Origin of the sequence: Shewanella sp. Shew256 (assembly GCF_002196695.1) — a bacterium.
In the GTDB taxonomy this organism is placed as follows: Bacteria; Pseudomonadota; Gammaproteobacteria; order Enterobacterales; family Shewanellaceae; genus Shewanella; species Shewanella mangrovisoli.
The window spans coordinates 206236-217996 of record NZ_NAJR01000004.1 but is presented as its reverse complement, the minus strand read 5'-3'; the positions used below and the strand labels follow the sequence as shown (position 1 = coordinate 217996).

Here is an 11761-nt window from a genome sequence, read left to right as displayed (position 1 = left end):
AGTTTTTTACTTAGTATGAATCAGTGGTGCGTTTTGAAAAATGCAGCAGCCGATTATTGGCTGGCATGGCGGTATCTGCAATCAGTGTGATGCCTTGCGCTTGGGCGAGCTGAATAATCCGTTCTATGTCCCGAATCCCACTCTCACTATCTCTTTGTTTTAAATACTGATCAAATTGACGATTGCTGTCGCTAGTAAACTGGCCTTGGTAGTTAAAAGGGCCGTAAATACAGAGAGTCTTGAGTTGTGGCAAATATTGGCCCAAGCCAGCAAAGAAGGCTTCAACCATGGTTTGACTCATAATGTGCAGGGTATTGGCACTGAACACGGCGTCGATACGGATGTCATCGATGGGCCAAGGCTGGGTGACATCGAGTGCGAAGGGCAAGCCGAGGTTGTTGATGCCTTTTTGATGCCCTTGTTGGCTGCATCTTGCGCTAATACCTTCAAGGTAATCGGTTTGGTCGCTGGTTTGCCAAAAAAGCTGAGGCAGATTTTCAGCAAAGTAGACCGCGTGTTGTCCGGTGCCGCTGCCAATTTCAAGCACCTGTTTGGCACTGGCAAAGGCGGTTTCTAGCACGGCGAGTATGGGCGCTTTGTTATTTTCACAGGCTTGAGAAAAGGGCAGCAAGCTAGGCGGCGTTTGAGGATCCTGAAACATGGTATGTCCTAAATTTTTCCTTGCGAGGGGCGGACAGAATGTTTGTCCTACAGATATTGCGTTGTACCTGTCAGCCCTCGTGGTTGTAATGGTCTCTAGCTTAAGCCAATGCGGCGGTGAATTCTATTGATAAGCACGTTTCTGGATGGGTGCACGGGTTGAGTTTCATTTCGTTCCTACAATCTTCTATTGACCCAGATATTGGCTTCGATATACTCAAAAATTCTGAACAAATGTAAAAAATATAAAACAAAAATAACTCAAATCTGTTCAAAGGATCCCTATGTCTGCCACACGCTGCGCCTCTTATTACAATGCTACCATCAAACAAGAGTCTGATTATCCACAACTTGAAGGTGATGTTCGGGTCGATGTGGCCATTATTGGCGGCGGGTTTACCGGTGTAGCGACGGCGGTAGAATTGTCTGAAAAAGGCTACAAAGTCGCATTATTAGAGGCAAATAAAATTGCCTGGGGCGCCACAGGCCGCAATGGTGGTCAAGTGACAGGAAGTTTGTCCGGCGATGCCGCCATGACCAAGCAATTGCGGTGTCTGCTTGGTCAGGAGGCCGAGGATTATGTGTGGAACCTGCGCTGGCGCGGCCACGATATTATTAAAAACCGAGTGGCGAAGTATGACATTGATTGTGACTTAAAATTTGGCCATATCCAGACGGCGTATCGCCCCGCACATCTGGGCGAGTTACAGCAAATGTTCGATGAAGCCAATCGTCGTGGCATGGGGGAATTTATGACCTTAGTGTCTGCGCAGGAGATGCCCACCTACTTAGCTTCGCCCTTGTATCACGGCGGGTTGGTTAATCGGCGTAATATGCATCTGCATTCGGTGAATTTATGTCTTGGTGAAGCGCGAGCTGCGGCCTCTTTGGGCGCCAAAATTTTTGAACATTCGCAGGTGCTGGATATACAGCAAGGAGAGCTGGCAACTGTAGTCACGCCAAAGGGTAGGGTGAAAGCAAATAGTGTGCTTATCGCCGGTAATGCCTATCACAAATTGGGCCGACCACAGCTGCGGGGCATGTTATTTCCCGCCTCACTTGGCAATTGCGCGACGGTACAATTGCCGCCAGAGCTGGCTAAGCAACTCAATCCGCAGGATTTAGCCGTGTATGATTGCCGCTTCGTACTGGATTATTACCGCTTAACCGCCGATAACCGGTTGATGTTTGGCGGTGGTACCAATTACAGCGGCCGCGATCCTAAAAACGTTGCCGCCGAGCTGCGTCCGGCGATTGAACGCACTTTCCCCCAGTTAAAGGGCGTTGACATTGAATTTGCCTGGGCTGGCATGGCGGGGATAGTGATTAACCGTATTCCCCAATTGGGCAAGATAGCGCCGAATATCTTCTATTGTCAGGGATATTCGGGTCATGGTGTCGCGACTTCTCATATTATGGCAGAGATCATGGGGCAGGCGATCGATGGGCAAATGCGCGAGTTCGATCTCTTCTCCGCGATGCGTCATATCCGTATCCCATTGAATGAATGGTTTGGTAATCAGGCCCTTGCCCTAGGGATGTTGTATTACACCCTGAGGGAGAACTGGCGCTAAATAGCGTGTAATCCATCAAACTCAGCGGCGTTATTGCTACTAAAATTGGATGATTTATTACTCTGGGTCGCCGCGATGAACTCGCTACTACGCATTCACAATTGCTAGTTTTTCCGCCAGATAATCCACTAATACCCGCACTTTGGCGCTCAGGTGACGATTCTGGGGGTAGAGCGCCCAAATGCCTTCTTTAGCTTCGCGGTGGGCGTCGAGGAAGGAGATGAGTCTACCCGCATGAATATCTTCCTCAATATAATAATCAGGGAGTTGCACGATCCCTATGCCCTTTAACGCTGCATCGCGCAGGGCATAACCGCTGTTGCAGATAAGGTTGCCACGTACCTTGATATTGCGCTCGCGGCCATTTTCGATAAAGCGCCAGTAATTGTGATTTCCGATCAGGCAATTATGTTGATTTAATTCCGAAAGCGTATGGGGCTCACCGTATTTTTCAACGTAACTGGGTGAGGCGGCCACATAATGGGTGCGGCTACTTAAGGGTTTGGCCATCAGGCTGGAGTCGGCGAGTTTGCCAAGGCGAATAGCCAAATCATAGCCGCCTTCAATCAAGTCTAAGGTTCTGTTGGTCAAGTCGACATTAAATTCCACGCTGGGATACTGCACCATAAAATCATTGAGCAATGGCATGATAAATTTTTCGCCGTAGGCCACGGGCGCGGTGAGTTTTACTAATCCTTGGGGTGAGCCCTTTAGATCGGTAATGGCCCGCTCAGCCTCCTCGAGTCCTGTCTGCAACTGGCGGCAATGGCGATAATAAATCGTGCCTTCTTCGGTGAGCGATACCTTACGAGTCGTACGGTAAAACAGCTTAGTGCCGAGGCGATTCTCCAGCGCGCCGATTTGCCGACTCACGTGGGCGGTGGACACATTGAGGCGCTGCGCCGCCAAGGTAAAGTTCTCGGCTTCGGCCACTGCCACAAATTCTGATATGCCATCCCAAAGGTACATTATTACCCCTTAGTAAAAATGAATTGCCAAAATGCTAGATTATCAATCCTCAGGAAATAAATACAATCTAGTGACTGCATTACTGCACACTATTTTTAAGCTTATCCGCCCGCCCCAATCTATGCTTACAAGCGAGTCGGGCTAGGATAAGCCGTAAATCGATAAGCCCATTGATTAAGAGAAGGAAAGGCAAGCATGTCGAACGAAAAACCACAGTTTATCAAGTCAAAGGCCGCCGTGGCCTGGGGGCCGGGACAGCCGCTCAAGATTGAAGAAGTCGATGTGATGTTACCTAAAGCCGGCGAAGTGTTAGTTCGCATCGTGGCGACTGGGGTATGCCATACCGATGCGTTTACCTTAAGTGGTGACGATCCGGAAGGCGTGTTCCCTGCGATCCTCGGCCATGAAGGCGGTGGTATTGTTGAGCAAGTGGGCGAAGGCGTGACCAGCGTGCAGGTGGGCGACCATGTGATCCCACTTTACACACCAGAATGCGGCGAATGTAAATTCTGTTTATCGGGTAAAACAAACCTGTGCCAGAAGATCCGTGCGACCCAAGGCAAAGGTTTAATGCCAGATGGCACCACGCGTTTCTATAAAGATGGCCAGCCCATTTTCCATTACATGGGTTGTTCTACTTTCTCTGAATACACTGTATTACCTGAGATTTCATTGGCTAAAGTCAATAAAACCGCGCCATTAGAAGAGATCTGTCTGCTGGGTTGTGGTGTGACGACAGGTATGGGCGCCGTAATGAACACCGCTAAGGTGGAAGAGGGCGCGACCGTGGCGATTTTCGGCCTTGGTGGTATCGGTCTTTCGGCCATTATTGGCGCAACAATGGCTAAAGCCAGTCGGATCATTGCCATCGATATCAATGAATCCAAATTCGAACTTGCCCGTAAATTAGGGGCAACCGATTGTATTAACCCGAAACATTTCGACAAACCTATTCAAGAGGTGATTGTCGAGATGACCGATGGCGGCGTGGATTACTCCTTCGAATGTATCGGTAATGTCAATGTGATGCGCAGCGCGCTCGAGTGTTGCCACAAGGGCTGGGGCGAGTCAGTGATCATTGGGGTTGCGGGCGCAGGGCAGGAGATTTCTACCCGTCCATTCCAACTGGTGACGGGCCGCGTATGGCGCGGTTCTGCCTTCGGAGGCGTGAAAGGACGCTCGCAATTACCTAAAATCGTTGAGCAATACCTAGCGGGTGAGTTTAAGCTCGATGACTTTATCACCCACACTATGGGACTTGAGCAAGTTAACGAAGCCTTCGACTTGATGCATGAAGGCAAGAGCATTCGCAGCGTGATCCATTTCGATAAATAAGCGCTCAGTTTGCCATCACAGCAGCAGATAAACGCTAACGGCTTATCTGCTGCTTATGCGTTTTAAGCTTGTGATAGGGTCTTGAACGACAAGCTAAACGCTGAAAGTGAACAGGAAAGGGATTGAAATGACCATAGAAAATATCAGTTGTAACAAGAGTTTTGGTGGTTGGCACAAACAGTATCGCCATCAATCTCAGGCGCTGAATTGCGAGATGCGCTTTGCGATTTATCTGCCTCCCGAGACGGCCAACAAACCTGTGCCTGTGTTGTATTGGCTATCGGGTCTCACCTGCACCGACGAAAACTTTATGCAGAAGGCGGGCGCGCAGCGTATTGCGGCTCAGCTGGGAATGGCTATCGTCGCCCCGGATACCAGCCCGCGTGGCGATGATGTTGCCGATGCTCCGGATAAAGCCTATGACTTAGGTCTCGGCGCGGGGTTTTATTTGAACGCGACCAGAGCGCCTTGGAATCGTCACTATAAAGTGTACGACTATATAGTGCATGAACTGCCTGCGTTGATCGAAGCCAATTTCCCCGTAACAGATCAACGCGCTATTTCTGGCCATTCGATGGGCGGGCACGGCGCGTTAGTCATAGGGTTAACCAATCCCCACAGATACAGTTCAATCTCGGCCTTTAGTCCTATCAGTAATCCAAGCAACGCGCCTTGGGGGATTAAAGCTTTTACCGAGTATTTGGGCGAGAATCGCGAGCACTGGCGCCAATACGATGCCTGTGAGTTACTCAAACTGGCGATTAACGAAGTGCCCGTATTAGTCGACCAAGGTGACGCCGACAGCTTTTTAGAGGCGCAACTGATGCCGCAAACGCTCAGTGATATTGCCAAAGCAAAAGGTTACCCCTTAGATTTGCGTATGCAGGCGGGCTACGACCATAGCTATTATTTTATTGCGAGCTTTATCGAAGAACACCTTAAATTCCATAGCTTGTATTTTAAATAACGCGGCCTAGTGTTAACCCCCAAGCATTAACCCCTAGAGTTAAACTCTAGGGGTTAATATAAAAAGCGCAGTGAACATTAAGTTCACCGCGCTTTTTATTTTATACGGATAAATTGCGATGTCATTCAACATGTCATGTTATTCCATTGCGTCTGAATGATTTGAATGCAGCGGCTATATCTCAAATAAGAAAAAGCTGTTAAGTTCTCGCCAATAGGAATATCGGGTTTAATAGGAATGGCTGGGTGCAATAGCATTGCCTTAATCACTCGGTAGTTACCGTCTTAGTGTGGGCATTTTATTTGAGTTAATCCGCTCGCCCAATCTAAATGGCATAGGGACATAATGCGTATCACTCTAACGATTTTACTCCTCTGTTTTAGCCTATCGGCATCGGCCCTAGTGGTGCGCCACGATGTGGATGCGCAAAAGTACCTTGCTGATGCGAGCGATTTTCCACCCTTAGCCACTTTTTATACCGATGGCGCCCATGGCGTCTTAATCAAGCCAGATTGGATTGTGACTGCGGCTCACGCCACTTTTTGCATCACCCCCGGGAGTGATATTCGGATACTGGATACTGACCATAAGGTCGACAGTGTATTTGTGCATAAGGGGTATCAGCCAGGCATTAGCCATGACATTGCATTAATCAAATTAGTCGACACCGTAACAGGTGTGGCGCCTGCTCGACTCTACAAACGCTTCGATGAATTAGGCAAAAACATCTGGTTTATCGGGGCGGGTGGCACCGGAAGTGGTTTAACGGGGCAAACCGTGGATAATGGCGCCAATGCAGGAGTGCTGCGCAAAGCGCAAAATAGCGTCGAATTTGCCCAAGGGCCATTATTAACATTTACATTCGATTCGGGGGATGAGGCGCTACCCTTGGAAGGGGTTTCTGGCGGCGGTGATAGTGGTGGTCCAGCCTATCTCACGCTTGAGGGCATACATTACTTACTTGGGATCAGCTCCAGAGTGGGTGGAGGCGAAATAGGCAAGTATGGCGTGGTGGAAGTGTATTCCAGAGTGTCTTTCTTTAGCGCTTGGATTGAGGATATCACCAGTGGCGACGCAAAACTGCAGCAGCAATTCGCCCTGCCAAAACTGGATAAACTGCCAGCAGGAATGACGGCAGAAATGTTAGCCGAAGTCTGTGCTGATATAGGGTTAAAACCATCTCTTTAATGCGATAGATTTAACCACGGTTAATTCTACTTCATACCAACTTATGTCAAGGCTAAGTGCGCGGTTAACTGAATAGTGGCGAAAGAGAACATACAACGATAGGGAGTTCAATATGAAATGGATGTTCGTACTGTTACTGGCGATAACGAGTACCGCCCATGCAATGATTATTAGGCATGATGTGGAAGACACGAAATACCAAGCGGCGGCGCAAAGCGATAATTCGACGGTCACCTTTTTAGGACTTTATAAAGGTGATGAAATCGTGCTTGGCATTGGCAGCCTTATCGATAAGCAATGGATTGTGACGGCGGCGCATGTGGCCAATGAACTAAAGATAGGCAATAAAGTGCAATTTAAAACGGATTTTTACTCGATTAAAGAGGTGATAAAACATCCACTTTGGAAAGAAAGGCACTTTCCCTACGATATCGCATTGGTTCAATTGGCTTCTCCCATCGAAGATGCAACACTCGCTAAATTGAATCATTCCTCTACCGAAACGGGCAAAATAGCCACCTTCGTCGGACGCGGCGATTATGGTAATGGGCTGGTGGGCGTCGCGGGGGCCGATAAACAATTACGTGCGGCACACAATGCCGTGGTCGGGGTGCAGGAGCAATGGCTGCAATTTATCTTTGACCGTGACGCAAATGCCTTGCCATTGGAGGGGATCAGTGGTCCTGGAGATTCGGGTGGCCCCGCATACCTCACCCCGGCCGATTCAGTTTGCCTTATCGGTGTCAGCTCATGGCAAAATGCCGAGTCAACCAATTGGGAAGAGGGCAAGTATGGCGTGATTGAACATTACTCACGTATTTCATACTTTCGGGATTGGATTGAGCAAACCTTATTTCAGGCATCAAAGATTGTGCTCGCTGGCTGCTCTGATAGCTAAAAATGCTTAATGCTGCAATGGATGCGATATGGGTGTACAGCCTCAGCATCAAAAAGGTACGTTTTTTTATTCCGTAATCAATGATAGAGACAAAAACGCCTGCAATTGCAGGCATTTTTGTCAGTGCTTAGTCGCTTACTAGTGCTAACTCTCTACTTTTTAACCCATTTTCCTTGGGCGTTTTGCACATAGTTGCCTTTATCTGTGGCGGCGATGGCTTTTTCACCGGCAAGTTTGGCCACATCGGCGGCGGAGATATTGTTCTTTTTAGCGATGGTTTCGTAATGGGCGCGGCGTTTGTTGTTCACATCGTCCATCACAGCTTTGGCCTCGCTATTATTTTGCACTAGGCCCAAATAGCCATTGAGCTGCTCACCTAAGTAACCTTGGGATTTGGCTTCCTGCAATGACATAGCAAAGGCATTTAAGCTGAATAAACTCAGGCCGAGCAACAGCAGTAATGTGGGCTTTTGTAGCAGGGTTTTGAGTGGCATTGATTTCATTGTATATTCCTCAATTCTTTGTGATTAGAACAACTTATCATCTGATAGAAGCTGATCTAGCTCCTTATCCACTTTGATTTTTATCTCGTGTTCAATTTTCACATTGAGATTAATCACAATCGGTTTGTCAGGCGGCTCAATCTTTACCGTTGGCGCACAGCCTTGCAATGCCGCCAGTAGCAGCAATGTACCTAAACTCACTTGCTGTAATTGAATGATCTTCACTGAGGTTTCCTTGTTACTTCACGGATTTTTCGATTCTGTCCTGCAGATCGTTACCAATCTGAAGACTCCTGAATAATTGCAGCATGTTCTCTTCATGAGAGTAATTCAAGTGGATAGGACGTTCAATCCCTCGGCTGCGGCCTTTGACTTCCACTAATAAGTTGGCATCGCCGGTTTGATCCATATCGAAACTACTAGATAACTGGCTGTATTCTAAATGTTCTAGCGCCGAAAATACAAAATCGAGATAAGGCTGCGATTGGCGCATTTGATCGACCGCCGGATTACCCGAAATGGCGATGAGGCCGCCGGGTGCGCGGGCCGCCAGTTGGCCACCGCTGATCGAGACTTTGCCATCGACCAAATCCACGGGTAACACCCCATCGAAAATACCATCGGCATAGATACCAATTTGCGGCTGAACGCGCAGCACTTCCTCAAGGCTCATGCCCTGCAATAATAGATAGGCGTGGGATTTGTCCTGCAATTTTAAATTAAAATCAGGCAGTAAGAACTGGCCGCTCAATACCTTGCCCTTGGCGGTCATCGACACGTCAGTATCACTCAAGCCCGTGAGTTGTTGCAGCCAATTGTCGGGTAGCTTCTCTGCATCCTTGGCGAGGACAATATCTGCCTCCACTTCGATATCGGTCAAGGGGAAACCGGGATCGAACAAGTTAAAGGTCATCATGGTTTGCGGGCAGTTTAGTCGGCTTAAACTACTGAAATAGCCTGGCGCTTTCGGCGACTTATAGGATTGCCCCCAGGTGAACTCGCACTGGGCCTGTAATTTCCCGCCTTCAAAGGTCGTGTCTTGATAAAAACCTTCCAGCTCTGTCATCGACTGGGTAATTTGCATCGCAAATTGGGTCTGCTCTGGCTCATGTGTCAGCTTAAATTGTGCCTGTAATTGGTTATGACCGGTCACATTTAACTCAGCGGGCAAGGGCTGGGTTTGGTTAAGCAAAGATAGCGCCTCTGTCATGCTGGTATCGACAGCCCACTGACCGGTTAACAGCAGGGATTTGTGAGACGTGGCGAACTGTAATTGATGGTCGCTTTGCAGCGCAACCGTGCCGACTTGCCACTGCTCATGGCCGTTAAGGCGTTGGTTTTGCCAGTTTAATGTCTGCGCGAGCGTTAAATTATCCAGTTTAAGCACAGTCTGCTTACGTGTTCGGCCTTTGACGCTGAGCTGCTTTTCAATCAAGAGTTGCTGCGCTTGCCAGTTAACTTGGTTAGTCAACTGACTTGATTGGATAGTGTTTACAATGGGTTGCAATGACGAGTAATCGAGCGTCATCGGCTTTGATGTCTCAAGGGAGAACGCCTTGAGGCTAATATCGTTGCGACTGCTCTGTATTGCGCTCGCGGCGCTGTTGTTGCCCGCAAGATTCTCTACCGCTTGGCTCACGCGCAGCTGCAACAAGGCGAGTGAGAGCGGCGGCAGCTTGAAGGCAAACTCGGTCGATTGTGCGCCAGTCGTATTATGAGTCACTAACTGGGTTGCACTTGCGGCCATGGGGGCCTTGGCGTTGAGTTGAATACTGCCAAGGCTTAACTGCGTCTGTTTAGTTTGATGCTCGGCGGTTTGCGCTGTTTGTTGTAGCTGCACATCTTCCAGCGCAAATTGCAGAGTGTCACTTGAGTCACTCGTCACTGGGGCTGTGCTGACTTGCCAGTTCAGTCCTTGAGCCGATTGAGCAACACTGACCTGACCCGCCGTTTGCAGCATTCCCGCGCCCCAACTGAGATCCTGCGGGGCTACGTGCCAGAGGTCTCGCAGCGTCAGTGGGGAAGTTTGCTTAAGCGCGAGTTGCCAGCGGCTCGCGACATTCCAAGCATCTGGTGTGGGCGTTAACTGGGTCTCTTGCAAGTGAATGCGCGTCTCAAGCTTACTGCCTAGGGTGGTTAACTCTATTGCGGGCAGCGCTATTGGTTTATGGGTGTTCGCTTGAGATGTCAGCGCATAGTGCAGCGGCGCTGTCATCGAAAAAGCAAGGCCCACGGGCGCCTCGTTGCTTTTCAGCCCCGAGAGCAGGGTAAGGAGCGCTTGATAGTCTACATCGCTCAATTGCAGAGACTGATTAAGCGCCGCTAATAGCTGCGTGTGCTGCGCCGCATTCGGCGTAAGCGCAAGGCTAAAGGGCTCAAGGGTGAGATTGAGTGAGGCAAGTGATCCACTAAGCTCAAACCCCAAAGCAGGCTGCGGCGCGAGCGTTAAGTCGGCAAAATGGCTTAAGCTGATGTTGGGCTGCTGAATGCGGTGGCGGCTTATGATTTCGCCTGTGGCGAGTGTCATTGCACTCTCAGAACTCAGTTGCCCACTTAATCCTATCCCAAGTTGCTGCCACTGTTGATCCCACAGAGTTAGTTGGCTGAGGATGCTCCCTTGGGTTTGGCGCAGGCCAATTTGATGCAGGTTTTCCAGTAGCGGCGCGATATTAAGTTCGCTCTTCAAGCGCCATTGTTCGTTGCCAAGCGTAGCGGCAAGCTGGACTAACGGCTCACCCTCGGGGCTGCTAAAGGCTGTGATTAATTCAGCTTGATGATTCAGGCTGAGTGTATCCATCACCAGCTGATAGGCGGGAAGCTCTGCCTGCGGCGCTAATCTGAGCGTGGTTTTACCTATCTCAATTAAGGGTAAGGATTTGATATTTAGTGCCAGCGCCGGTGTTTGTTCATCGGCAATGGTGGGGCTTCGCTCCAGCAGCGATGCGCCTAGTTCAACGTCTATTTCGCCTGTGCTAATGCGCTTGATTTTTTGAGTCAAACTCTCAACTTGGACAAGTTGCTTCAGTTCTTCAAGGCTCTTGGGCCAGTTGAATTCAAGCTGAATATCAAGATTATTTATTACTAAATGCGAGTCATGTACGCGTAGACTCGCAGAGCGAATTTGCCAATGTTCTAAACCCATGGGGCCTAAACGAATATCGCTAAGCTCACCGTCCATGCCGCTTAATGCATAATTTGCGACGCGCAGGATCAGGGCTTCGGTTTGGCTGTTGACAATCCAAATGGTTAGCGCCGCGCCAGCTAAGAGGCCGGCCACTGTGGTGGCAATCAGGCTTTGTTTTAGGCGCTTTTTGAGTGTTGAACCGCGGCGAGGCGCCGCCGAATATGGCGCTGCGGCCGCAGTCGTCTCTTGAGGCATCGCCTGATGCGAGTGCTCGGCAGTCTCCTGATTTGGCGATGTCGGCGTCTTAACCATTGGGTTTTACTGTCATCCTTATCATCAGCGCCTGATTACCGTTCCCCATGGGAGCGTGAGGCGATTTGGGGCTGCCGATGCTCAGCGGCAAGCGGGATTAGCGGCAGTTTAACACTCAAGCCGCTGGCTGACTAATAAAGAACTTGGCAATCTTGCGCGAAGCAAGATTGAGTGCCTGTCATTATTCATCTTGATTTTACAGGCACTTATACGGCTTAAAGTAAAATAGCG

10 protein-coding genes are annotated in these 11761 nt (G+C 49.3%); 5 read left to right on the top strand and 5 right to left on the bottom strand.

Annotated elements, in window-relative coordinates:
• Positions 1-10: 10 nt before the first annotated feature.
• Positions 11-661, bottom strand: coding sequence for a DUF938 domain-containing protein (locus B5P39_RS09060; protein ID WP_088211267.1), 651 nt, complete (start codon positions 659-661; stop codon positions 11-13).
• 283 nt (positions 662-944) lie between these two features.
• Here B5P39_RS09060 and B5P39_RS09055 point away from each other — a divergent pair, with 283 nt between their 5' ends.
• The gene (locus B5P39_RS09055; protein ID WP_088211266.1) at positions 945-2234 is read left to right on the top strand and encodes an NAD(P)/FAD-dependent oxidoreductase; all 1290 of its coding nucleotides are present in this window, start codon (positions 945-947) and stop codon (positions 2232-2234) included.
• Between the two features lie 87 nt (positions 2235-2321).
• On the opposite strand, the gene B5P39_RS09050 is transcribed toward B5P39_RS09055, so the two are convergent.
• Complete coding sequence (locus B5P39_RS09050) at positions 2322-3203, bottom strand: LysR substrate-binding domain-containing protein (protein WP_088211265.1); 882 nt, start codon at positions 3201-3203, stop codon at positions 2322-2324.
• 195 nt (positions 3204-3398) lie between these two features.
• On the opposite strand from B5P39_RS09050, the gene B5P39_RS09045 reads away from it, so the two are divergent.
• The 4 genes from B5P39_RS09045 to B5P39_RS09030 all read left to right on the top strand — a co-directional run bounded on the left by B5P39_RS09045 (position 3399) and on the right by B5P39_RS09030 (position 7591).
• On the top strand, positions 3399-4538 hold the full coding sequence (locus B5P39_RS09045) for an S-(hydroxymethyl)glutathione dehydrogenase/class III alcohol dehydrogenase (protein WP_011622557.1): 1140 nt from the start codon (positions 3399-3401) through the stop codon (positions 4536-4538).
• Between the two features lie 127 nt (positions 4539-4665).
• Positions 4666-5505 (top strand): S-formylglutathione hydrolase, encoded by an 840-nt coding sequence (fghA, locus tag B5P39_RS09040; RefSeq protein WP_088211264.1) that lies wholly within the window; start codon positions 4666-4668, stop codon positions 5503-5505.
• A gap of 345 nt (positions 5506-5850) precedes the next feature.
• Positions 5851-6693: a trypsin-like serine protease gene (locus B5P39_RS09035; RefSeq protein WP_088211263.1), complete on the top strand. Its 843-nt coding sequence runs from the start codon at positions 5851-5853 to the stop codon at positions 6691-6693.
• A 112-nt stretch (positions 6694-6805) separates the two neighbouring features.
• Positions 6806-7591 carry a S1 family peptidase gene (locus B5P39_RS09030; protein WP_088211262.1) on the top strand — a complete coding sequence of 262 codons (786 nt, stop codon included), beginning with the start codon at positions 6806-6808 and terminating at the stop codon, positions 7589-7591.
• A 152-nt stretch (positions 7592-7743) separates the two neighbouring features.
• Here the strand turns inward: B5P39_RS09030 and B5P39_RS09025 are convergent, their stop codons facing one another.
• The 3 genes from B5P39_RS09025 to B5P39_RS09015 are packed head-to-tail and all read right to left on the bottom strand — an operon-like array spanning position 7744 to position 11530.
• A complete protein-coding gene (locus B5P39_RS09025) occupies positions 7744-8094 on the bottom strand; it encodes a YdbL family protein (protein WP_011626323.1) in 351 nt (116 codons plus the stop codon).
• 24 nt (positions 8095-8118) lie between these two features.
• Positions 8119-8319, bottom strand: coding sequence for a YnbE family lipoprotein (locus B5P39_RS09020; protein ID WP_011716849.1), 201 nt, complete (start codon positions 8317-8319; stop codon positions 8119-8121).
• 13 nt (positions 8320-8332) lie between these two features.
• Positions 8333-11530, bottom strand: a complete 3198-nt coding sequence (locus B5P39_RS09015) for a YdbH domain-containing protein (RefSeq protein WP_088211261.1) — start codon at positions 11528-11530, stop codon at positions 8333-8335.
• Between the last annotated feature and the right edge of the window lie 231 nt (positions 11531-11761).

What these genes read in the sequence shown, in the direction of transcription:
- B5P39_RS09060 (WP_088211267.1), bottom strand. Translation starts at nt 661, where the DNA reads ATGTTTCAGGATCCTCAAACGCCGCCTAGCTTGCTGCCCTTTTCTCAA.
- B5P39_RS09055 (WP_088211266.1), top strand. Translation starts at nt 945, where the DNA reads ATGTCTGCCACACGCTGCGCCTCTTATTACAATGCTACCATCAAACAA.
- B5P39_RS09050 (WP_088211265.1), bottom strand. Translation starts at nt 3,203, where the DNA reads ATGTACCTTTGGGATGGCATATCAGAATTTGTGGCAGTGGCCGAAGCC.
- B5P39_RS09045 (WP_011622557.1), top strand. Translation starts at nt 3,399, where the DNA reads ATGTCGAACGAAAAACCACAGTTTATCAAGTCAAAGGCCGCCGTGGCC.
- fghA (WP_088211264.1), top strand. Translation starts at nt 4,666, where the DNA reads ATGACCATAGAAAATATCAGTTGTAACAAGAGTTTTGGTGGTTGGCAC.
- B5P39_RS09035 (WP_088211263.1), top strand. Translation starts at nt 5,851, where the DNA reads ATGCGTATCACTCTAACGATTTTACTCCTCTGTTTTAGCCTATCGGCA.
- B5P39_RS09030 (WP_088211262.1), top strand. Translation starts at nt 6,806, where the DNA reads ATGAAATGGATGTTCGTACTGTTACTGGCGATAACGAGTACCGCCCAT.
- B5P39_RS09025 (WP_011626323.1), bottom strand. Translation starts at nt 8,094, where the DNA reads ATGAAATCAATGCCACTCAAAACCCTGCTACAAAAGCCCACATTACTG.
- B5P39_RS09015 (WP_088211261.1), bottom strand. Translation starts at nt 11,530, where the DNA reads ATGGTTAAGACGCCGACATCGCCAAATCAGGAGACTGCCGAGCACTCG.